Source organism: Asaia siamensis, from assembly GCF_014635085.1.
GTDB lineage: Bacteria > Pseudomonadota > Alphaproteobacteria > Acetobacterales > Acetobacteraceae > Asaia > Asaia siamensis.
In genome coordinates this window covers 305,500-327,389 of sequence record NZ_BMCH01000002.1, presented here as the reverse complement: position 1 = coordinate 327,389, position 21,890 = coordinate 305,500, and the positions used below count along the sequence as shown (strand labels likewise).

Sequence of the window (21,890 nt, the reverse complement as noted above, 5' to 3'; positions counted from 1 at the left end):
TGGAGAAAAATACTTTCTCCATGAGCGTCGCAGCGGCCTCAGGTCAGGCCTTCAAGCCGTTCAGGGCGTATCGACATTTGCCCAGACGACGCGTGTGACCTGCTGCGAGCCATTGCTGTAGCGATGCGGCGTTTCACTGGGAAAGGAGAAGGAATCTCCCTCACGCAGAATACAGTCCTGACCGCCCACCTGCAGATGCAGACAGCCTTGCAGGACCAGACCGGATTCAAAGCCGCTATGGGTCAGGATCTTGGAACCCGAATGCCCGTTGGGTTCGATGATCATGAGATAGGTACGCAGCAATTCCGGGTTCTGTGAATTGAGCATCACCTTCGTAATCCCCTCGCCGAAGCTTAGAAGGCCATGATCCTCGATACGGGTATAGAAAGCAGGGGTATCAAGGGACTGGCCCTTGATGGCCCCGAAGAACGTCGACATGTCGAGTTCGAGCACGTCTGAAATCTTCATCAGATCGCGTATGCTCGGCGATGAAGCGCCACGTTCAATCTGGCTCAGATGGCTGAGCGAGATACCGACACGCGACGCGACATCCTTGAGCAGATATCCGTTCTGCTTTCTTCTCTCACGGATGGTGTTGCCCAGAGTACGATCGATGTTCGACGTCATAACGACAGATTCGTTCAAAGACATTTCGCGTGAACCAGATCCCGGAGAAAATATCAGTTAAGTCGGAGCACCTGAATCAACCGGTCGTTCTGATGAGGGCCTTTGGCGAGCTCCATCCCTTTAGGGACCGGATAGACAAGAGTGGCAACAAAAATGCTTTTATTCAACCAGTCATATTTACCCTTCGGGGCGATGAATTCAGGGCTCAGGCGATATTTGTAATCCTTGCCACCGTCAATCGGGTAGGCGAGCCCCTTGTTGTGGATGACAATAATCTGTCCGTCATCGGTCCTGAGGCGATAAAAGGCATCCACCACCTCGACCCCATCGGGGCGCAGAACCGGCAGATCGGCCCCGCCAGCCTCGACAGTGCCATGAATACCGGGGCCATCGAAACGCCCGCCAATAATCGGCCAGATTTCCGTGCGTTCGCCATCCTTGCTGGCGCCTTCAGGGCCGGGGCGCACGGGGTCGGTGCAGGTCACGACTAGATTGAGCACCAGCTCGGTCTTGACCGGATCATAGACCTTGCCGTTGAACGGGGCCTCTGTCGCCGCATGGGCCGCCCCTGATGCAACCAAGCAGGTAAGCGCGCAAAGTGCTGATTTCAGGCTCTTCATGTCAAATCACCTAGAAAGAGAGAAAACGAGGGTCACTGCAGCGGATCGCGCCGACAGGGCTGCATGAGCACGTCGTTGCATGGCCCAGGCGCTGCAGGAATGGCGGAAACAGCAAGACCCGGCGCGCCCTGCTCGGGCACGGTGCCCAGCACGAGACGCGACAGATGCTGTGGATCATGCCAGAGGCGGTTGGTGGCAGGCAGCAGCCAGGGCGAGAACCCGTAGCCGCCGAAATTGCCTGGTGCATCGATCCAGAGGCGCAAACGCGACCCGGCACGAAACACATGGCCCATCTTGCTCAGTTCGACGCGCGCCAGAACCGGCTCGTCGGGCGCAAGACTTTGCGTGGTATCGACATGATCCAGCGGAAACGGGCGCAACAGAGTGGATCTGGTCGGGTCCTGCGCCCGATCGGAAAGACGCAGCCAGCCACGCTCGACAAACATTTCCTGATGGTCGGGGCGCAGCTCCGTCAGCGTTACCTCAACATCGGTATCGGGCATGTCGGATGACAGCCAGAGATCTGCACTGGCAGGCCCATAGGCAATGAGTGTCTTGCCCAGAGGCGCCGAGGTATAGGCGAGGCTCCCTTCACGCCAGTGTTCCGGCAGGGCACCCCAGCCATAATGATCGGCATCGACATCCACATCCGGCCCGCGTACGGGATAGGCATAGCTGTCAGATCCGGTTGAGGGCGTGGCATTGTCTTCCAGCAGACCTTTGGCGGCGAGCGTGAACACATGAGGTGTCGCCGCGATCGGATAATGCGCCCCGCTCAGGGTGAGGCGGGGTGCCATCTGCTCGACCTTCTCGTGTCCCTCGCCATGAGAGCCGCTTTCAAGCCAGACGCGCACATGAGGCGTATCGCTGAAGGCCGCTTCATGCCCCTTGAGGAAGCGATCGAAAAACCCGAGCAACAGACTGCGATATCTGAGCGATTCATAAGCGTCATGCTGCCCGTTGGTCTGCACCAGCCATGTCTTTTCCGGGGCAAGCGTGTCCTGATAATAGCCTTCGCGTGAGGTCACAGCCTCATCCTGAAAAGCCTCCATGGACAGAACGGGCACCTCGATCTGGCTGGTTCTGGCCGCCAGATTGCGCTTCTCGATTTCTGCGTCGCGCAGCGGATGACGCAGGATCAGATCACGCAGATTATCCTTGCGATTGGCGTCGGTATTGATGGCAAGACGATCTAGGCAGCGCTGGTCATGCTCGGTCTGGGCGCCTTCCTTCAACGCATCCCAGCGCGACTGGAGATAAAGCAGCCAGCCGGAGGGAAACTGCATGTTCGGCACGCCACCCGGCGCCCAGCTATCCAGACGCGCATCCCCCAGAACCATGCCCGGCGCGATGGCCCGCAAATGCGGGGGGCGTGTCGAGGCGGTCGCGATCTGCGACATGCCCGCCCAGGACCAGTTTGCCATGCCGACATGCCCGTCAGACCATGGCTGCGAAGCTGCAAATTCGACGATGTCGTAGCCGTCCTGGCCGTAGCTCGGGGTCAGAAAGGTAAACTGCCCTTCCGAACACCCCGTCCCGCGGGCATTGACCCCGAATACCGCATAGCCATGCGCAACCAGATCGCGATCGAGGCTGACCGACATGGCTGTATCGCCCTTGAGATAGGCCGAACTGCCGATGCCGCCGGGGTCGTAACCGCTGTAATTGATCACGACGGGAAACGGCCCCTTGCCCTTTGGCAGGAGCACGCTGTAGCGCAGGGGCGTATGATCACGCGTCGGCAGATAACCGACGACACGTCGCCCCCAGAAGGGCGCCGTTCTGACCAGCTCGGGATTATATCCCGAAACGGCGGCAATCACACTGCCACCTGAACGCGCCTCCTGTGCCTTTCCCACGCAGGGAAAGGCCAGCAGCGAAACACCAAGGCAGAGACCTGCCAGAGAAGACCGTCCTGCCGTCATGAGCGCGGTCAGTGACGCTGGCAGGTATTGGAGGGGGCGTTCCCTGCAAGAACCGATTTCAGCCACGCAATCTGCGTGTCCATCGATTCAACCATGGCGGCGCCATGCTCGGCATTGGGCACAACCATGTATTTCACGTCCGATCCGGCATGGCAGGCATCCTTCGCATAGGATTCCAGCGTGTGGATGGGAATGGTCGTGTCACCACCGCCAGCAATCAGAAGGATCGGCCCCTTGGCCTTTTCATATCCGACCGTCTGCTCGGCAAAGAACTTCTTGACGTATTTGTTCTTGTCCCAGTCCGGCCGCACCAGTTCCTTGGCCGAATAGGGGTAATAGAGCGCATTGCCGGTCAGCCAGCAGGCCTTGCCTGTTGCTTCGGGATATTGCGACAGACCGGTTTTCGACAGCAGATCTTCAGGCTTGAATTCAGGATATTGCGCGTGAATGGCATAAGCGAGCCATGACATGTAGGGACCGCCTGCCTTTTTCACGGCAGAGATATTGGCATTTATCATGCCGACACGCGCAGCCGGTGCAATCGAAATGGCGCCAAGATAGCCAGGATCATTTGCCTTGGCTTCGGCTTCTGCCGTGGCGAGCGCGGCATAAGCGCCCTGGGAGTGACCGACCACGAACCATTTCTGCGACAGATCGGGAAGCAGGGCATGGGCTGCGGGCACCGCATTACGGATATCGGCCACCTGGGCAAACTTGTTCATGTACTGGTGCGGGCTGTCAGTTCCCAGACCATGATAATCGGTCATGACAAGCACAAATCCGGCAGCGGCCAGATCGAACACGCGCAGCCCGCCGTAATAGACATCCTTCATGAGCGACGGCGCGCAGGACTGGGCGGTGCCACTGGTGCCGTGGGCCCATACGATGACAGGCCAGCCCCCTTCTGGCGCCTTGCCGGGAGGCACGACAACGACGCCCGATGTCGCGACCGGATTACCGTGCGAGTCAGTCGAACGATAGAGAATGCGCGTTGCGGTAAAGCCCTTGGGCAGGCTGTATTCAGGCGCTTTTTCCTGACGCAGCAATGCGCCCGGTGCAGACGCAGCAATATCGGCGGGCGTGCTGTAGAATGCCGTGCGCGGCAGGGCATCCTGGGCTTCGAGCGAACGGGTGACGGCCGGATCGGTCGGCAAGGGTGGCTCTCCGGCATGAGCAAGCCCGCTCAGCCCGGTCGAGAGCACAAGCATGGCAAGCAGATTGGCTTTGAGAGACAGTTTCTTTGTCATGTTCCACCTGAAAAGAGAGAAAAACCTGTTCTGAAACCGGGTCCGTTCAGAAATCATACCCGATCTGGAAACGATAGCTGGCGGGCATTCCGTAGATCTGCTGGAAGTCGCTCACCCCGTCGGTCTGACCGACCGTGCGGTAATGCACATTGGTCACGTTGAACCCCATAAGCGCCAGATTCCAGTGCTGCTTGTGGGAGAGCAGATCGAGACGCACATCCAGCAGGCCGTAACCCGGAATATTATTGATCCAGGCCCCTACCCCGCGCGACGCATTCAGCGTGGTGCGGAAGCTGTAATTCATCTGCACCCCTGCGGTATAAGCCCCGTTGAACATCTCGTGCTCATAACGGGCCGAGGGCGTCAGGCTCCAGCGCGGGGCATAAGGCAGGCGCTGCCCCTGCCACGACACCAGGTTACCGGCGTAATCCAGCTGGTACTGCGAGGATCTGACGATTTTCGCGTCGTTATAGGCAGCCCCGAGATTGAAGGTCAGGGTCGGTACGGGCTTCCAGACGATATTGCCTTCGAGGCCCTGATTGACCGCCGTGCCCAGATTGGTCAGGGTCGAAGTGATCGTCTTGCTGACAGCCGAATATTCGGTCGTGAAGTTCTGATAATTATAGGTGCGGTAGTAGAAGGCCGCGCCGTCGACGATCAGCTTGCGGTCACGCGTCTGGGCCTTGAACCCGGCCTCGACTGCCCAGACCTGCTCCTCACGATAAGGGTCGATCTGTGCCGTGCTGGCAATGGGGAAGCCGCCGTAGAAACCGCCCGACTTATATCCGCGCGCAACAGAGGCATAGACCATGTTCAGCGGGTCGAACTGGTAGCGCAGCACGGCCTTGCCCGTGACATGGTCTTTCAGCTGGTACTGGCGCGTCACGTCAGAAGCGACGTAATAACCCGGCGATTGCTGGAAAGCGCCATTATAGGTCTTGTATTCCCAGGTGCTGCGTGCACCGAAATCGAGCGAGAGCTTGGGCAGGATATGATAGGTGATCTGCCCGTATCCGCTATAGGATTGCGTTTTCTGGGTGTAGCTCAGGATCCCTTCATTGGCCGCGCCGGAGAGACCGGTATAGAGAGTCTGAAGCGCGTTATCGAAAAGCTGGAACTGCTTGTTCTCTTCCAGATCCTCATAAGCCACATCGAGACCGAGCAGCCAGTCGAGACGCTTGGGCTTGCCCGAGCTGAGGCGCAGGTTTTCCTGCGCCATACGCATGGGGGTATGCTCGACCTGCGTGGCATAAACGGGGCCGGTCGCAGCGTAGTTGTAATTCAGACCGTAATCGAAATAATCGAGCGAGGTGATGGAAGTCAGCTCAAGACCACCCAGATCGCCCACCGCGCTGAATTGCGCCCCACCCGCCTTGTTGTCGAGCTGATTAACCGGAGAGGAAAGCACCTTGGTGCCATCCTGCGTCTGACGTGATGCCGCCTGACTGGCATCGCCGAAAGCCTGAGGCAGTGTGAGACAGTTCTGCTGATCGGCATAACCGGCAATCATGGCCGAGCAGAAACCACCCGTATTATTGTAAACGCCAATTGCCGTTGCCAGAGCGAGCTGCGACTTGTCGCGGCTGCCATGCAGATCGAAATTGAGCGTCCAGTTATCGAGTTTTGCAGCCACTTCGAGACGGACGGAGTCACGGTTCTTGCGCCCCCATTTCGCGCCATTCTGCAGCGATGTCTGCCAGCCGCTCCAGCCATGGTCCGATGTCTCGGCAATACGGAAGGCCAGATTACGGGTGATCGGCGCGCCATAGGCTGCATTGATATGGCCATCACCCCAGCGCCCGTAGGAAACCGCTACCGAGCCGGTTGCCTTGTCGAAATTGGGCTTGTTCGTCAGAACACGCACGGCGCCGCCGATTGTATTGCGTCCATAAAGACCGCTTTGCGGCCCCTTGAGAACTTCGACACGGGAAATATCGAACAAACTGCCCGTGCCCATGACCGTGCTTGGCTGATAGGCGTCGTTCAAAAAGATGGGGGCTGCGGGGGTCGAGTTTGGGTTGAAATCGGCAAGACTGACGCCACGGATCACCCAGGTCGGCATGGCGCCACCATAGAAATCGAGGTTCTGTGCGTTGGTCGTGTATTTGATCAAATCCGGCAGGGTCTGCACGCCAAGGCGGTTGAGTTCCTTGCCCGTGAAGATCTGTACGGTTTCAGGTATCTGCTGCGCCGTTTCCTTGCGCCGACGCGAGGTGACCATCACCTCTTCAACACCGCTGCCTCGGGCAGAAGAGGGTTTCGCAGTCTTCTTTTTTGTTGCGTAACCGGAATGTTTAGGATGCGCCTGCACAGAAGAAGAGGTCTGGGCATGCGCCGCAACCGGCAGAATGCAGAGCGAACAGGAAAGCCAGAAGCGAAGCGACAGCACGCCCTTGCCTCTGACGGGGCGACACGCCCCTGCCGCGACGCGGGGCCAGAAAGAGTCTGGTTCGGTATCGTAACGACTGGACGTGCGATATCGGCTCTGCTCGTGGCGACACATTGACGGCCTCAAATTGTTCGGGTGCGTGTTTGCGTGGGAAATTTTTCAAATCGATCCGAATACGAAACATCAGATCATGAGGGGAAAATCCGGTCAACAATTTTTTTGAAGAAATAATGACGGTTACAATTTCCTGTCAAAAAAATCTCCATAATGAGGGCGGACAGCCGTGAAAGTCAGCGCTAGTCTCTCTTTCCTGCCCCTATCGAAACAGGAAACCATGCAATACCCGACCAGACCGACGGCGATTCCTGTCATGGCGGTCTGCGCCATGACCAGCGATCATCCTGATGATGTCGTGCGCTTCCTTGTTGAGAGCCATCAGGCAGGCCAGGACTGCGTCCTCGCAATATTGACAGATATCATTGAGGGCGCCTCACGCCCCTTGGGCACACTCATGGCCATACGTGATGATGGTCATTATGTCGGCATGGTATCTGGCGGCTGTGTCGAAGCCAGTGTCGTCAGCGAAGCCTGCACGGCCATGACAGAGAAGCGCGACCGCATCTGTCGCTATGGCAAGGGCTCCCCCTGGTTCGATATCGTCCTGCCATGCCGTGGTGGCATTGGGCTCCATTTGCACGTTCTGCGCGACCTGACTGCCCTGATCGGGTTTCTGGAACACCGTCAGTCCAGACAGGCGGTCATGCTGCATTATGACAGCACAGGCGAAACCCTGCGGACAGAAACGGGCGAGGCGCCCACAGGATGGCAGGGCACGGTTTTTACAGCCGGGTATCGCCCCGACCCCCAGATCATGATTTTTGGCGGCGGGCTCGAAAGCCATTTTCTGACCGCGCTCGCCACTGCTGCCGGACTGACAATCATGGAAGGTAACGTGACATGCATCATGCACCATGCGCAGGATCAGGACACCGCACTCGTGCTGCTCCATCACGATCTCGACCGCGAACTGCCTCTGCTGCAAGCCGCGCTGCAGACCGAGGCTTTTTTCATCGGCTGCCTTGGCAGCCGCAGGACACAGGCCCGACGTCTTGCAGCCCTGCGGGCCATGGGTCATGACGATGCCTCCCTCGAACGCATACGCGGCCCGATCGGTCTTTTTGGCCCATCGCGTGAAGCGCGGTCTGTTGCGGTCTCGGTTCTGGCCGAGATATTTTCCCTGATCGAAGCACGAAAGGCAGCGCCGCGGACATGACAGGGCAAGATTGCGTTCTGCTTGTTCTGGGGGCCGGTCTGAGCCGTCGCTTTGGAGAGGATGACAAGCTTGAAGCCGTGATCGGCCAGCGGAAGCTGGCGCATCACCTTCTGGGCACCGTCGGGAACTTCAACTGGCAGCAGAAACGTGTTGTTCACCGCGCCAACGGCAACTGGCACGAGGCCTATGAGGAGGCAGGATTTCAGTCCCTGATCAATGCCGCATCGGAGCGCGGTCTGGGCGCGTCGCTCGCTCTGGGAATAACCGGCCTGCCACCTGAAACAAGAGTGCTCGTCTGTCTGGCAGATATGCCGTTCATCTCGACAGATCTGATCGGCACGCTGCGCGCGGCCAGTGAAGCGGTTCCAGATCAGATTTTCGCATCGCACTCCCTCGATTACAGAGGGCCACCGGCTGTTTTCCCGGTTTCCGACCTGAGAACACTCGACCCTGATAGCGAAAATGGTGCGCGACCGCTGCTTCGACGCGCGCGGCTCATTGCCGCAACGCCCGATGAAATACGAGACATCGATTTTCGCGAAGACGCCCAAGAGGCGGATCGCAGAATGCGCCAGGCAGAATCGGCGTCACTTGCTCATACAACAGGCCTTGGAAAAACAACCAAGGAGCCTTCTTCTCAGGAGAAGCGCCACCGGCAATAAGGCGGCGTGAATTTATGACAATGACCTGCTTTCAGCTCGGATTTTATCTGGTTCAAAGCGACGATACGCAGCGCGATCATTGCCGGGTTCGACACTATTTGGCGCCCCTTTACTTTGGCATTTATGCTGCAAGGGGCAGACCGCCAGAGAACGCGCTGGCGGATCCAGCCCGAGGGAAGCAAGGCACGGGAGCGTCCACATTAATGACGCCCCCTCACCCTGTCATGATACCTGACAAGGCTGATGGCTCCCGATACTCACGAGAGCCGTAAGTCTCAGTTTGCGCGGTTTGCCATAGCAGCGGCACGTGCCGCAGCCTTCTCTTCTTCGGTCCAGACCTTACGCTCGCGGACCTTCGGCTCCTTGATCTTCTTTACCGGACCACCGCCCAGCACGGGGGCGCGTGCAGTTGAGTAGCGTGCTTTCTCGCAATGCCATTCATGGTTTTCATGCACTGTCAGCGCCCGCCCGATGGTGCGCTCGACATCATGCAGCCAGGCGCGCTGCTCGGCATCGCACAGGGTAATCGCCCGGCCGCTGCGTCCTGCGCGGCCCGTGCGACCGATACGATGAACATAGGCTTCCGGCAGGCTGGGCAGATCATGATTGACCACATGGGTCACTGTATCGACATCAATGCCGCGCGCGGCGATATCGGTCGCCACCAGAACGCGCGCACGGCCTTCGCGGAACGCCTCGAGCGCACGCTCGCGCTGACCTTGCGACTTGTTGCCATGCAGGGCCTCAGCCGTAATGCCCGCTTCGGTAATATGCGAGCAGACCTCGTTGGCGATGTTCTTCTGAAGCGTGAACACAACGGCCTGTCCGACATCAGGCGCGCTCAGCAGCGACAACAGGGCCGCCTTCTTGTGCTCTGCATCAAGGAACATGACAGTCTGCTCAATGCGATCGACCGTGGTGGAAGGCGGCGCAATTTCCACCTTCGCAGGATCGCTCAGCAGACTATCCACCAGCGCTGCGATCGATTTCGGCATGGTCGCGGAAAAAAGGATCGTGTGGCGTTCGCCCGGCGTCGCAGCGACGATCTTTTCGATAGGCTTGGCAAAGCCCATATCGAGCATCTGGTCAGCCTCATCCAGCACCAGGGCTTCGAGGTTCGACAGATCGCAAAGCCCCTGCTCGATCAGATCCAGCAAGCGGCCGGGCGCTGCAACGATGATGTCAACACCGTCCTGCAGCGCATTGACCTGATGAAACTGGCTGACACCGCCAAAAATCGTGGTCACGCTGAAATTCAGATGACTGCCGAATGCCTCGAACCCATCGGCAATCTGGCTGACGAGCTCGCGCGTCGGGGCCAGAACGAGCACACGGGCCCCGTTTTTCGGTGCGGGACGAGGGTTGGCAGCCAGACGATGCAACAGGGGCAGTGCGAAAGAGGCCGTCTTGCCTGTTCCTGTCTGAGCCATGCCCAGAAGATCACGCCCCTGCAGAAGCAGGGGGATCGATTGTGCCTGAATGGGGGTAGGCGTCTTGTATCCGGCTTCGGCCAGCGCCTTGAGAATGGCAGGCGCCAGAGCAAGATCGTCGAATGTCATGGTCATGAAGAAACAGCGCCTCCGGCGCACAAAATCGGTTGCGCCTTGGTGGGCATTCAGACTGCGGAGGTGCCCTTTAGCGGGCGAATTGTTGGCACGTCAACGCAAACGTAGACTCACGCTACGGTGGCTCCCGGTTGAAGCGATAAAGATGCGTCAGCGCCTGCCCAGCCTTCTCCCCGAAGCCCCGATTATACCATGGAAGGCGGATCATGCATGATTTCGGCGACTAGTCACTGGATGCTTCAGATCACGACTTTGGAAACCTGCTTTCGCGTGAGAACCCTGATACGACGCAAGAAGAAACCGCAATATTTGACAAGATTATCGCGAATTACCGAAGCAGCCAGTACGCATGACACAGTGCGCTTCATTCACCGAACCATAACCGATGAGACCCATTTTCGTAAACTGCATATCGGAAGATTGAATCCAGCCATTCTCTACAACAACCCCAAAGCCAACGTATTGCACTACAATGTGATTCGTGTCCGATCTATATGAGGTTTATTTTCACACGCCAAAATCGGAATGTATTGACATTCACGAATACAGCGAGACAGAGATGAGAAAAACAATAATCCTGTTGGTCACCACTTTATTATGTGGCTGCGAAACACAGATACGACTCAAATCCTTTCAAAAGACAGACGCGCCAATCAGCGAATCACATCGAGTGTTCTTCTTCTCAAATATGATAGATGAAAAAGAACATCATGATAAAATTCTATACGAAGATTTTTCGAAAGAATTCGCAAAATGCAACGTAAAAACTGACATATTCTATTATGGCCAACTTCGACTGGACTGGAAAAAAGAACTTCACACTGCAACAGAAAAATTCCAGCCAGATAAAATAATCACAATCAGAGCCGATAATCTGGAGATGGGCGCATATAATTACATCATGTCCGAAGATCTTTATGTAAACGTCTACCAAATACCAGGGAAGAAAATCTGGTCTGGGCGCTATAGCGTCGGTGTCGGCAGCTTGCTAATGGGAAAAAAGAAAGGCCTTCAATCACGCTTTGATACACCCAAAATAACCGATACTATTTTTCATGCTTTCCATTCCGCTGGTCTCTTCCTGAATTGCGATGCTCGGACTGAGTCGAAAGACGCAACGACGCAGGTAGCAAAATAAGAGCCGACCTACCGGGAATTGAAGCAATGAAAAGATTGATAGCCCTATTGTCTCTTGCCACTCTCGCGTCGTGCGGACCGAGCGTACAATCCGTGCAAGAGCTCTCCGATCTCGATGGCATCTCCCCTGCGAGACATATCCTGCTGATAGATCAGATCAACGGTATCCGCCTGAAGCAAGGTGCGCATATCCTTAAAGCACTCAACAAAAGGATGAATACCTGCGGGGTAATGTTCTTTGCCAGTGACGATGAGACTGCAACAGATCCCGACATGCCAGCCACGAAAGAGGCGGTCAGAAAGGTCGATGCCGACAAGATTCTCATCCTCAAAAATCGGATGTCACTCTACAATGTAGCTGGGCTGGCAGACGAAAAGCTCGTCACCTACATCTATGACGTTTCCAAGGCCAGATATGTCTGGGCAGGAGAGCTGGCTATCGCGATCCCGCACACCTCCCTCATGGGAATTCCTCTCGATAGCCACGAAGACGCTGCCGGAGAAATTGCTGACCAAGTTGTCAAATCTCTCTCAGCAAAGAAACTGGTTCCCGAGTGCTCTCGCCAAGCGCGGCCATGACATCCGTATGAACACCCCGTTTCCGCACTTTCTCCTCTACGTCTTTCAGCGGCGCAAGGCGACGGTCCAAAAGCTTCATGAAGAGAAAGATACGACCCAGACTGCCATCTTGTACAAGGCAATGAAAATCAAAGGGAGAAATACGCCATTTTGTGGCAAATATCACCCCTGATTCCGGCGCGTCTCGATAAACGCTACCGCCCTACGGACTTGGCATGGTATTTGCATGAAGAACTCCATGACGTTCTTCGCCCCTCTTTCAATCCGTCGGACCGACCGGCTTTCGCGCATTGCGATCGGCCAGGCCGTGCTGTCGGAGCAAATGCCTGAGCTGATAATAGGTCAGGCCGAGCGCCGTAGCGGCCTGCTTCTGGTTGAAGCGGGCGTGACGCAAAGCGTGTTCGAGCAGATTGCGCTCATAGGCGCGGATGGCCTCGGTAAAACCAAGCCCCTCGGGCAGGGTGTCGGGCATGGCTTGCGGGGCTGGAGCTTCACGCGCAGGCAGCGGAGTGCTTTCAGGCTCTGGCGTGGCAAGCGGCCGCAGCCAGTCCGGGCCGTTCCTGAACGGATCGAACACGATATCGTCGAGGGGCCTCTCCGGCCTGTCCATGCGATAGACGCTTCTCTCGACGACATTACGCAGCTCACGGACATTGCCGGGCCAGTCATAGCGCATGAGGGCATCGCGCGCCCGGTCCGAGAAACCGGCAAAAACCTTGCGCCCCAGACTGGCGGTCATGCGGGTGGCGAAATGCTCGGACAGGATCAGGATATCTTCCTGACGGGCGCGCAAGGGCGGCAGCATGACGACATCGAAAGCCAGACGGTCGAGCAGATCGGCGCGGAAATCGCCCTTTCGCGCCATAGCGGGCAGATCGGCATTGGTCGCGCCGATCAGACGCACATCGACATGGATGGTCTCGTTGCCACCGACGCGTTCGAAACTTCCATATTCGATCACGCGGAGCAGCTTCTCCTGCACCGCCATGGAAGCCGATGCGATCTCGTCGAGAAAGAGCGTACCGCCATGGGCCTGTTCGAAGCGCGACAGCCTGCGACGCTGGGCCCCGGTAAAGGCACCAGCCTCATGACCGAACAATTCGCTGTCGAGAAGACTGTCCGGCAGAGCCGCACAGTTCAGCTTGATGAGCGGCCTGTCCCAGCGCGGAGAGAGCAGCGCCAGTCGGGCCGCAACGAGCTCCTTGCCCGTGCCGCGCTCTCCGATGATCAGGGCAGGACGGTCGAGGGGGGCCAGGCGCGAAATATGGTCGAGCATCTCCAGAAAGGCGGGAGATTGTCCGATCGGTGTCGGGTTTTCATCGTTTCTGGGGGATCGTGCCATTTTATGGCCAGTCTCGCATCTCACGCCTCGGGGCCCACATGTTTCACCCCGTATCGCGTCGCTGACAAGAGAAGCTGGTGTTCTCCTGCGATCATTTCCTGTTAAAATCGTTTCAGCAAAGAAAGAGCATCACAATGGGTATCTTTTCCCGCCTCGCGGATATCGTGAATTCCAATCTCAACGCCATTCTGGCCAGCGCAGAAGACCCGGAAAAGATGATCCGGCTCATCATCCAGGAAATGGAAGACACGCTGGTCGAAGTCCGCAGCCAGGCTGTCACCATGATTGCCGAACGCAAGGGGCTCGAGCGCCGCGCCCGCGCCATGGTGCAGGAAGAGGATGAATGGCTGCGCAAGGCCGAACTCGCCCTGACCCGCGACCGTGAAGATCTGGCCAAGGGCGCGCTCGCAGCAAAATCGACCATCGAACAATCACGCAAATCGCTCGAGCAGCAGATCGCTCAGGTCAATGAGAGCCTCGACCAGCAGCACGATGATATCGGCAAGCTGCAGGCCAAGCTGGCAGATGCGAAATCGCGCGAGAAATCCCTCTCCCTGCGTCACAAAGCCGCTACCAACCGCATCAAGACGCGTGAGCGCCTGTACGATACCCGTGTCGAGAATGCCTTCAACCGTTTCGAACAGGTGGAACGCGCGCTTGACGCGCTCGAAGGGAAAGCTGAATCCTATGATCTCGGCCGTGGTCCCGGTGGCACGCGCAAGCCGAGCCTGCAGGAAGAGCTGGCAGGACTTGAAACGGATATGGCCGTCGAGAACGAACTCGAGGCGCTGCGGGCCAAGATCAGAAACCGCCAAGGGTAAAAGACAGCAATGAGACGCGTTAAGAGCAAGGGTGGCCGGTTATGAGTCATGGTTCAGCAATCGATCTGGGCGATCTGGTCGCCCTTGCGGCGGTCGTCATGCCTTTCGTCATGGTCATGTATATCGTGACCATTCGTGCCCGCTCCCGTGCCACGGCCAGCAAGCTTCAGGAATCCGACCTGGCAGCGCTCAACATGGCGCATGTCCAGGCCCGGAGACTCGAGGAACGTGTAGATCAGCTTGAGCGCATTCTTGATGAGGATGTGCCGGGATGGAGGACACGGAGCTTCTCATGATATCTGTCCGCCTGTTGACCCCGCCCATGCAGCGTATCGCTCTGACGGCTCTGCTTCTCTCCGGCCTTGCCATGACCACGCCGCTTCACGCGGCGCCTCAGGTCGTCATGGATGCAGAAGACCTCGATCTGAGCGTACCCTGTCTGGGGCGCTTCGAGATTACGGTCGACCCGGCCATGAGCGACGGGGTCTCGATCGACAGTTCGACAACAGGCGGCGCGCATCTCACCATGCGCACGGGCAAGACACAGGGCTCTTCCAAGGTTCTCATCACCAGCAAGAGCTGCGCCCCTACTGCAAAGGTCTCGATTCTTGTCGCCCCCAGCGTGGGCGTTCTGATCCACGACAGCCACGATACGCATTTCGTCATCAACGGCACGCTGGCCTCTCTTGAAGCCAGCCTCGAAGCCGGACAGCTCGACGCCGATACGATCCAGTCGCTCGACCTCAGCCTGCGCGGTACCGAGCAGGTGCATATCGCTCATCTCAATCGGGCGGCGCAGGTTGTCGAAACAGGGGCCTCTGGTCTTGTGGTCGATCATGCCGAGCTTGATGCGTTTTCGGCCCAGCTTTCCGAAACCAGCCATCTCACCGTGACGGATGGCCGTGTCGACGTGCTGACGCTCATGGTCGAAAACGGGGCCAGCGCCCGCCTGGGCGGCACGCTCAACACCGCCACGGTCTCAGCCAATGGCACGGGCCTTGTCGCCATTCCGACGGTCAGTGGCGCCCTGACACGTACCGGCAACGTGCAGGTAGGCCCAGTGGCCGCCGCAGCCGTTACGCAGCCCTCCGCCCCGATAGCCGCACAGCCTGCGCCGCCTGTACCTGCGGCACCGGCCGCCCCGGTCATCACCCCGCCGGTTGCGCCGGTTGCCCCGACCGTTTCGGGTGTCGGCGTACCGGCAAGCCAGACACAGCCCCCTTCGCCGCCAGTCGCCCCGACGAAGCCGGTCTCCCCTTCTGCGCCCCCCGCTTCGACGCCCTCCTCCGCTGTTTCGGGCAGCGCGAACCTGCCGCTTCCCCCCGCGACACCGGCCTCGCCGAGACCCGTCAATGGAGCGACAGTCTCGGCTCCCGCCACGGCGTCGCCACCCACACAGCCTGTGCCACAGCCTGCCACGCCGACAACGCCCACACCGGGCGCGTCCACCGCACAGCCCGGTCAGAACAGCCCTGCCGTTCCGGATGAGCAGCCCTGGGCGGTTTCCCCCACCGATATCCCCTCCACCGGGACACAGGCTCCGCAAGGCGGGCCAGTCAACAGCCAGACTACCCCCGCTCAGGGCAGGACCCAGCCTGACGGATCGACGGTCAACACGACTCCGGCGCAGGCACCAGCCACAAGCGCTACACCGGCGGCAAAGGGAGATCAGACAAGGTGATACGGCTCAGCCTCAGCCTTACGCTCGTCATTGGCGCGCTACCGACACTCGCTCTTGCCAGCCCGGATACGCCCAAGGCGGCGCTGGATGCAGCGCCTTTTACCCTGACGCTCGAGGCGCCATGCGCCTCGGCCATCACGGTTGAAGGCGCAGCAGGTGAGCAGGGTGCGGCGCTGCTGCCAGAGGGTGACAAGGCGCCAGAGGGGCTGTCCTTCACCTCGGATACCCATTCCGCCACCCTCAGTGGGCAGGAATGCACAGGCCCTGCCCATCTGCGTGTTCCTGTGGGCACCGCCATCATCGCTAGGATGAGTCGTTTCGGCACATTGCGCATTTCCCGCGTCGATGGGCCTCTTTCTGTCACGCACAGAGGCAGCAGTGAGGTCACCGCTGATCAGGTGACGGCACTTGCATTCGACGGAGGCGGCTTCGGCGCGCTGAAGCTCGGCTGGCTGCATGGCCCTGCCTCCATTACCCTGAACGGTAGTGGTGATATCATGATCGGTCGTGTCGATTCCCCCAGCGTTGCGGTACGGTCAGGCGGCTTTGGCAACATCACCCTGTCTGCTGGCAGGATTGCCGCACTCGACGCCCATCTGCATGGCTCGGGCAATTTCAATTTCAACGGCGTTGCCCAAAAAGCCACGCTGGAAGCCACCGGCTTTGGCACCATCACCGTTGATACAGTGACGGGTGAGGTTCAGAAGGAGGCTCATGGCGCGGCTTCGGTGACTGTCCGCCACGAAAAGGCGCCGCCCAAAAGCCCCCCAGCCACCCATCCTCTGCTGACCCTTCCTGACGGGACGGTGGTGACAGACCATGATCTGGTCAAACCCGACGGGACGATCATCGCCTTCGACAAGGCGGAAGCCGAAGATGACGAGGCGGCAGATACGGGGCAAACCTCTCAGGCGCCGCACCATCATCATTCTGCGGGCTGGCTCTTTCTGCTGGGCGTGGTGCTTTGCGTCGCCCAGCGCAAACGGATTGTCCCGCTCATGCGCCGCATCATGGGCTCACGGGTCGTCTCTTCAGACCGCCAGCCTGCCTTCGTGACAGAGCAGCCTGCAATCGCAGATCTGACTGAACGGCTCAAACGTCTGGAACGACGGGTGGGTGACGTCGAGCACTGCGTGACCTCGCGTGATTTCCATCTGCATCGCGAATTTCACACCCTCTCTCGCCGCTGCGGGTGAGAAACGAACCGATTATGCTGACGCCCGATACGAGGCCTGCAGGAACAAAGGGAAACACGCCGTGAACCGTCTTCACCTGAGCGCTCTCTCTCTGATTCTGGTCTCGACTATCCCTGCCCAGAAAGCGCTGGCGCAGGCCGCAGCGCCCAGCTCACCCGAGGCCGCCCTCACCGCAGCGCCCTATACGCTGCATGTCGGAACCAGCTGCATCGGCACACTCCATATCCAGGGTGCTGCCGGGCTGCATGAGCAAGCCGATATGCGTGATGTGCCGTCCGGGCTGTCTTTTCAGGCCGGATCGCATGATGCCTGGCTCACAGGCAGTGCCTGTGGCGAGAACGCAACCATTCAGCTTGTAGCCGGGGCAGCGATCGTCTCGACCACCATGAATTACGACGATCTGAAGATCGACTGGGTCGAAGGGCCGCTCTCGCTGCGTCAGGGACGCGGCACGATCCATGTCGACAAGGCCAGTGCCCTGCTCTATCGCGGCGGCGGCCCCGGCGACCTCATCATGGGAAGCCTGACCGGCCCGGCAACCATCGCCATTTCAGGCCCGGGCGATATCCATATTGAAAAGGCACAATCTCCCTCGATCATCATCGGCTCCAGCGGTCCGGGCGATGTCGTGATAGGGGGTGGCTCGGTCGATCAGCTTGCCATCACCCTTTCCGGCCCCGGCGATGCGATTTTCGACGGTGCGGCGCGCATTGCCACATTACGCACCAGCGCGTCAGGCGATATCCGTGTGCATCAGGTGGTGGAGAAAGAACACACCCATTCGAGCGCGAGTGGCGAGATAGAAATTGCGCACTCATCCGGTCACAGCGAGACGTTCACCGGGTCTACCAACAGCAGCATCACGAATAACGGCACGCGCATCACGTCTGATGACATGCTGCTGCCTGACGGAACGCGCATCAATGCCCATCGCATGATCAAGGCCGATGGCACGATCGTCGATTTCGATGCGCTGCGTCATGCTGCCAGCGAAGCAACGCCTCCTGTGCCGCCGACACCGCCAGAGCCTCCTGAACCGCCCGAGCCGCCAACCCCTCCGGAAACCACAGATAGCGCAATGCACGCCACGACCATTCACACGCATACTGACAGTCACCCTAAGACCGAGGCATCTTTCAGTGTCTCGACCGATAGTGGCAGCATGACCTCAGGGGTGATCGTTCTGGTTGTGCTGGGGATCGTGCTGCTGCGTCGGCGGATCATTCCCAGACTGATCCCCCTGCTGCACGCCGCCAATCCGGCCCTCGCGAAACGGCTGGAACCGTTTCTTCTCTCGCTCATGACGCGTGTCACCACGCCCATGCCGCAAACCCAGCTGCCGCAGCTTCTCGACCTGACCGAACGGCTGCGGAAGCTCGACCGGCGTATCGGGGCAGTCGAGACCTGCGTGACCTCTCGCGACTTCCATCTGCACACGCAGTTCCGCGATCTGGATCGCAATAGTGGCTGAGCAGGCAGCAGCCCATGCCTGTGCCCAAAGGGCGCAGCAAGGGCTTTGACGTGACGCCCCAGTCAGGCTAGGGCTTGAATCATGATCCTCCTTGCTGGCGGCTGCTGACCGTGAATTTCATCCTCGATCCTGTCGCAGCCATTGGGCGTGCCTTTCTCGGCATCGTGCGCAAGGCCGGCGCGTTGGCACTTTTCGCGCTGGCAGGCCTGTCTCATCTGCTCCGCCCCCCTTTCTACTGGGGGGTGTTTTTCAACAGCCTGATAGAGATCGCCTTCTATTCGCTGCCTGTGGTCGCCCTGACGGCCATTTTCTCGGGTGGCGTCATTGCCCTGCAATCCTATGCCGGATTTGCCCAGTATCACGTACAAAGCGCCATTGCCGGCATTGTCGTTCTGGCCGTGGTACGCGAACTTGGCCCCGTGCTGGCCGGTCTCATGGTAGCGGGCCGCGTGGGCGCCGCCATGTCGGCTGAAATCGGCACCATGCGCGTGACCGACCAGATCGACGCGCTGCGTACGCTCTCGACCGACCCGATGAAATATCTGGTGACGCCGCGCCTGCTTGCGGGCACCCTGGCCCTGCCGTTTCTGGTACTGGTGGCCGATATTCTCGGTGTGCTGGGCGGATTTACCGTGTCTGTCTCCAAGCTCGGTTTTGACCCGCAGAACTACATCATCGCAACGTTCAACGCGCTGAAGCCGCTCGACGTGATTGTCGGCCTTTCGAAAGCTGCCGTCTTCGGCTTCATCATCAGCCTGATGGGGTGCTATCACGGCTATACTAGCCGGGGTGGCGCAGAGGGCGTAGGCTCTGCCACTACCGCCGCCGTCGTTGCAGCTTCGATCCTGCTTCTGGCTTTCGATTACCTCCTGACGGATCTGTTCTTCGCCTCATGAGCGCCCTGCCCAAGATCCGCATTCGCGGCCTGACCAAGTCCTTCGGCTCAAAAACGGTGCTGGATGGCATCGATCTCGATGTCGAGGCCGGTACGTCTTTCGTCGTCATCGGCGGGTCGGGCAGCGGTAAATCGGTGCTGCTGCGCTGCATTCTGGGGCTCATCACGCCAGATTCCGGCACGATCGAAATCGATGGCGAGAATGTTCTGACCGCGACGCCTGCACGACGTATCGCCCTGATCGAACAGATCGGCATGCTGTTCCAGAATGCGGCCCTGTTCGACAGCATGAGCGTGGCAGACAACATCATGTTCGGTCTGCGTGCCAAGGGACGCGGCAAGGCGCATCGCCTGACCAAAGCCCAGGCGCGTGAACAGGCGGGCGATATTCTCAAACAGGTGGGTCTCGACCCGACGGTCGGGGCACTCGCGCCTTCAGAACTGTCAGGGGGCATGCAGAAACGTGTCGGCCTCGCCCGCGCCATTGCAGGCACACCCAACATCCTGTTTTTCGATGAACCTACGACGGGGCTCGACCCCATCATGGGCGCTGTGATCGACGGTCTGATCGTCGATTGCGTCAAGCGTCTTGGCTCGACCGCCATTGCCATCACCCATGACATGGCCTCTGCCCAGCGCATCGGTGATCAGGCCGCCATGCTCTACCACGGCAAGCTGGTCTGGAAGGGCCTCGCTTCGGAACTGATGAACAGTGGCAACGCCATGGTCGATCAGTTTACCCATGGACGCAAGGATGGGCCGATCGGGATGGAATTGCGGAAATAGAGCACCCCCTTCGTTCTTGTTATGTTTCCACGCCTGCCCTATCTTTCAGACTGAACCTCTCGCCTGAAAGCCCCCCCAGAATGGCCAAACGCCCCACTGCCCGTTTCGTCTGTCAGGCCTGCGGCACGATCACCAGCAAATGGTCGGGGCGTTGCGATGGGTGTGGTGAATGGAACACCATTGTCGAAGAGGCGGTCGAACCCACGAACCGTGAGAGCCGAAAGCGCGCAGGCAAGCTGACACTCATGCATCTCGACGGCGATCTCACCCCGCCGCCGCGCATTGAAACATCGATTGCCGAGTTCGACCGTGTGCTTGGTGGAGGGCTGGTACCTGCCTCTGTTGTGCTGGTGGGCGGCGATCCGGGTATCGGCAAATCGACGCTGCTGCTGCAAGCCACCTGCGCCCTCGCCAGGGCAGGGCGGCGCGTGCTGTACGTGTCGGGCGAAGAAGCCGTAGACCAGATACGCCTGCGCGCGCGGCGCCTGAAACTGGAAGCGCCGACGCTCGATCTGGCAGCCAGCATCAACGTGTCGGAAATCGCGAGCTCGCTGGAACAGGACCGCGAGCATAATGTGGTGGTCATCGATTCCATCCAGACCATGTGGCTGGAAACCATCGAAAGTGCGCCGGGCTCAGTAGCGCAGGTGCGCGCCTGTGCTTTCGAGCTGATACGGCTTGCAAAAACAGTTGGCTTCTCACTCGTGCTTGTCGGCCATGTCACGAAAGAAGGCGCTCTGGCGGGTCCGCGCGTCCTGGAACATATGGTCGATGCGGTCATGTATTTCGAAGGCGATCGCGGCCATCAATTCCGCATCCTTCGTGCTGCGAAGAACCGTTTTGGGGCGACAGACGAAATTGGCGTTTTCGCCATGACCGATACGGGGCTGACCGAAGTACCCAATCCGTCTGCCCTGTTTCTGGCCGAAAGACGCGGCAATATAGCAGGCTCTGCCGTTTTCGCAGGCATGGAAGGCACGCGCCCTGTTCTGCTGGAAATCCAGGCGCTCGTTTCCCCGAAGGCCGGAGAGGGCGCGGCACGGCGGGCTGTAGTTGGCTGGGAAACGGCACGACTGAATATGCTGCTCGCCGTACTGGAGGCCCGCTGCGGTCTCAAGATGGCAGGGATGGATGTCCATCTGAATATTGCAGGCGGCCTGCGTATCAGCGAGCCTGCCTGCGACATGGCGGTGGCGGCGGCCCTGATCTCTGCAGCGACCGGCGTACCGACCTCGTCAGGGGCTACCTATTTCGGCGAGGTTGGTCTGTCCGGCGAGGTGCGTCAGGTATCCCAGACCGATCTGCGCCTGAAGGAGGCACAGAAGCTCGGTTTCGCCCAAGCTATCCTGCCGCGCCGTGTCGCGAGTGGCGCCGCGCGCGCCAAACCCCCTGAAGGTCTGGCGCTCAAGGAGATCGGGCATCTCAATGATCTGGTCGAACTTTTCCAGCCGGTTGAAGACTGAACCAGCAGTCTGATACCGGGCAGTCGGGAGCATAGAATGCCCCTATTACTGCTGCCCGGCAGTTTTTACCGCAGTTGCCCGAGCAATTCCTTCATCCAGTCTCATTTGCGCAGATATATCCTTCGTGTAAACGAATGGACCGAGAATTCGACTGGCGCAGAAGCTCTGACTATGGCGGCTTTACGCCCGACTTCTGCTCTTTAACTGCCTG

General features: G+C 59.0%; 19 protein-coding genes. 12 read left to right on the top strand and 7 right to left on the bottom strand.

Going from position 1 to position 21,890, the window contains the following annotated elements; translation table 11 throughout:
• Nucleotides 1-60: 60 nt before the first annotated feature.
• The 5 genes from IEV53_RS05000 to IEV53_RS04980 are packed head-to-tail and all read right to left on the bottom strand — an operon-like array spanning nucleotide 61 to nucleotide 6,808.
• Nucleotides 61-627, bottom strand: a complete 567-nt coding sequence (locus tag IEV53_RS05000) for a cupin domain-containing protein (RefSeq protein ID WP_188425686.1) — start codon at nucleotides 625-627, stop codon at nucleotides 61-63.
• A gap of 53 nt (nucleotides 628-680) precedes the next feature.
• A complete protein-coding gene (locus IEV53_RS04995; protein WP_188425685.1) occupies nucleotides 681-1,247 on the bottom strand; it encodes a DUF3237 domain-containing protein in 567 nt (188 codons plus the stop codon).
• A gap of 32 nt (nucleotides 1,248-1,279) precedes the next feature.
• Nucleotides 1,280-3,172 (bottom strand): CocE/NonD family hydrolase, encoded by a 1,893-nt coding sequence (locus IEV53_RS04990; protein ID WP_188425684.1) that lies wholly within the window; start codon nucleotides 3,170-3,172, stop codon nucleotides 1,280-1,282.
• Between the two features lie 8 nt (nucleotides 3,173-3,180).
• Complete coding sequence (locus tag IEV53_RS04985) at nucleotides 3,181-4,419, bottom strand: alpha/beta hydrolase family protein (protein WP_188425683.1); 1,239 nt, start codon at nucleotides 4,417-4,419, stop codon at nucleotides 3,181-3,183.
• Between the two features lie 46 nt (nucleotides 4,420-4,465).
• Nucleotides 4,466-6,808, bottom strand: a complete 2,343-nt coding sequence (locus tag IEV53_RS04980; RefSeq protein ID WP_188425682.1) for a TonB-dependent receptor — start codon at nucleotides 6,806-6,808, stop codon at nucleotides 4,466-4,468.
• Nucleotides 6,809-7,091: 283 nt separating this feature from the next.
• Between IEV53_RS04980 and IEV53_RS04975 the strand changes: the two genes are divergently transcribed.
• Together IEV53_RS04975 and IEV53_RS04970 are read left to right on the top strand one after the other, a co-directional pair.
• Nucleotides 7,092-8,081 (top strand): XdhC family protein, encoded by a 990-nt coding sequence (locus IEV53_RS04975; protein ID WP_188425681.1) that lies wholly within the window; start codon nucleotides 7,092-7,094, stop codon nucleotides 8,079-8,081.
• Complete coding sequence (locus IEV53_RS04970) at nucleotides 8,078-8,743, top strand: nucleotidyltransferase family protein (RefSeq protein WP_188425680.1); 666 nt, start codon at nucleotides 8,078-8,080, stop codon at nucleotides 8,741-8,743. The genes IEV53_RS04975 and IEV53_RS04970 overlap by 4 nt, the downstream gene beginning before the upstream one ends.
• 275 nt (nucleotides 8,744-9,018) lie before the next feature.
• On the opposite strand, the gene IEV53_RS04965 is transcribed toward IEV53_RS04970, so the two are convergent.
• A complete protein-coding gene (locus IEV53_RS04965) occupies nucleotides 9,019-10,308 on the bottom strand; it encodes a DEAD/DEAH box helicase (protein WP_188425679.1) in 1,290 nt (429 codons plus the stop codon).
• Nucleotides 10,309-10,867: 559 nt separating this feature from the next.
• Here IEV53_RS04965 and IEV53_RS04960 point away from each other — a divergent pair.
• Both IEV53_RS04960 and IEV53_RS04955 read left to right on the top strand, forming a co-directional pair.
• Nucleotides 10,868-11,446: a hypothetical protein gene (locus IEV53_RS04960; protein WP_188425678.1), complete on the top strand. Its 579-nt coding sequence runs from the start codon at nucleotides 10,868-10,870 to the stop codon at nucleotides 11,444-11,446.
• Nucleotides 11,447-11,538: 92 nt separating this feature from the next.
• Nucleotides 11,539-12,024 (top strand): hypothetical protein, encoded by a 486-nt coding sequence (locus IEV53_RS04955; protein ID WP_188425677.1) that lies wholly within the window; start codon nucleotides 11,539-11,541, stop codon nucleotides 12,022-12,024.
• A gap of 259 nt (nucleotides 12,025-12,283) precedes the next feature.
• Here the strand turns inward: IEV53_RS04955 and pspF are convergent, their stop codons facing one another.
• Nucleotides 12,284-13,366, bottom strand: a complete 1,083-nt coding sequence (gene pspF / locus IEV53_RS04950) for a phage shock protein operon transcriptional activator (RefSeq protein WP_188425676.1) — start codon at nucleotides 13,364-13,366, stop codon at nucleotides 12,284-12,286.
• Nucleotides 13,367-13,500: 134 nt separating this feature from the next.
• Here pspF and pspA point away from each other — a divergent pair, with 134 nt between their 5' ends.
• From pspA to radA, 8 genes are all read left to right on the top strand, one after another.
• A complete protein-coding gene (gene pspA, locus IEV53_RS04945; protein ID WP_188425675.1) occupies nucleotides 13,501-14,187 on the top strand; it encodes a phage shock protein PspA in 687 nt (228 codons plus the stop codon).
• Between the two features lie 41 nt (nucleotides 14,188-14,228).
• A complete protein-coding gene (gene pspB / locus IEV53_RS04940) occupies nucleotides 14,229-14,483 on the top strand; it encodes an envelope stress response membrane protein PspB (protein WP_188425674.1) in 255 nt (84 codons plus the stop codon).
• Nucleotides 14,480-15,868 carry a hypothetical protein gene (locus tag IEV53_RS04935; RefSeq protein WP_188425673.1) on the top strand — a complete coding sequence of 463 codons (1,389 nt, stop codon included), beginning with the start codon at nucleotides 14,480-14,482 and terminating at the stop codon, nucleotides 15,866-15,868. Before pspB ends, IEV53_RS04935 begins: the two co-directional genes overlap by 4 nt.
• Nucleotides 15,865-17,064 (top strand): GIN domain-containing protein, encoded by a 1,200-nt coding sequence (locus IEV53_RS04930; RefSeq protein WP_188425672.1) that lies wholly within the window; start codon nucleotides 15,865-15,867, stop codon nucleotides 17,062-17,064. The genes IEV53_RS04935 and IEV53_RS04930 overlap by 4 nt, the downstream gene beginning before the upstream one ends.
• A gap of 61 nt (nucleotides 17,065-17,125) precedes the next feature.
• Entirely contained in the window at nucleotides 17,126-18,535 is a 1,410-nt protein-coding gene (locus IEV53_RS04925; RefSeq protein ID WP_188425671.1) for a GIN domain-containing protein, read from the top strand.
• Nucleotides 18,536-18,645: 110 nt separating this feature from the next.
• Nucleotides 18,646-19,431 carry an MlaE family ABC transporter permease gene (locus IEV53_RS04920; RefSeq protein ID WP_188425670.1) on the top strand — a complete coding sequence of 262 codons (786 nt, stop codon included), beginning with the start codon at nucleotides 18,646-18,648 and terminating at the stop codon, nucleotides 19,429-19,431.
• A complete protein-coding gene (locus tag IEV53_RS04915; protein ID WP_188425669.1) occupies nucleotides 19,428-20,216 on the top strand; it encodes an ABC transporter ATP-binding protein in 789 nt (262 codons plus the stop codon). The genes IEV53_RS04920 and IEV53_RS04915 overlap by 4 nt, the downstream gene beginning before the upstream one ends.
• An 80-nt stretch (nucleotides 20,217-20,296) precedes the next feature.
• Complete coding sequence (gene radA, locus IEV53_RS04910; protein WP_188425668.1) at nucleotides 20,297-21,679, top strand: DNA repair protein RadA; 1,383 nt, start codon at nucleotides 20,297-20,299, stop codon at nucleotides 21,677-21,679.
• Nucleotides 21,680-21,890: the final 211 nt, after the last annotated feature.

Excerpts from the sequence above, each read along its gene's own strand:
- IEV53_RS05000 (WP_188425686.1), bottom strand. The coding sequence starts at position 627 with ATGACGTCGAACATCGATCGTACTCTGGGCAACACCATCCGTGAGAGA.
- IEV53_RS04990 (WP_188425684.1), bottom strand. The coding sequence starts at position 3,172 with ATGACGGCAGGACGGTCTTCTCTGGCAGGTCTCTGCCTTGGTGTTTCG.
- IEV53_RS04985 (WP_188425683.1), bottom strand. The coding sequence starts at position 4,419 with ATGACAAAGAAACTGTCTCTCAAAGCCAATCTGCTTGCCATGCTTGTG.
- IEV53_RS04960 (WP_188425678.1), top strand. The coding sequence starts at position 10,868 with ATGAGAAAAACAATAATCCTGTTGGTCACCACTTTATTATGTGGCTGC.
- pspF (WP_188425676.1), bottom strand. The coding sequence starts at position 13,366 with ATGGCACGATCCCCCAGAAACGATGAAAACCCGACACCGATCGGACAA.
- IEV53_RS04935 (WP_188425673.1), top strand. The coding sequence starts at position 14,480 with ATGATATCTGTCCGCCTGTTGACCCCGCCCATGCAGCGTATCGCTCTG.
- IEV53_RS04995 (WP_188425685.1), bottom strand. The coding sequence starts at position 1,247 with ATGAAGAGCCTGAAATCAGCACTTTGCGCGCTTACCTGCTTGGTTGCA.
- radA (WP_188425668.1), top strand. The coding sequence starts at position 20,297 with ATGGCCAAACGCCCCACTGCCCGTTTCGTCTGTCAGGCCTGCGGCACG.
- pspB (WP_188425674.1), top strand. The coding sequence starts at position 14,229 with ATGAGTCATGGTTCAGCAATCGATCTGGGCGATCTGGTCGCCCTTGCG.
- IEV53_RS04970 (WP_188425680.1), top strand. The coding sequence starts at position 8,078 with ATGACAGGGCAAGATTGCGTTCTGCTTGTTCTGGGGGCCGGTCTGAGC.
- pspA (WP_188425675.1), top strand. The coding sequence starts at position 13,501 with ATGGGTATCTTTTCCCGCCTCGCGGATATCGTGAATTCCAATCTCAAC.
- IEV53_RS04915 (WP_188425669.1), top strand. The coding sequence starts at position 19,428 with ATGAGCGCCCTGCCCAAGATCCGCATTCGCGGCCTGACCAAGTCCTTC.
- IEV53_RS04965 (WP_188425679.1), bottom strand. The coding sequence starts at position 10,308 with ATGACCATGACATTCGACGATCTTGCTCTGGCGCCTGCCATTCTCAAG.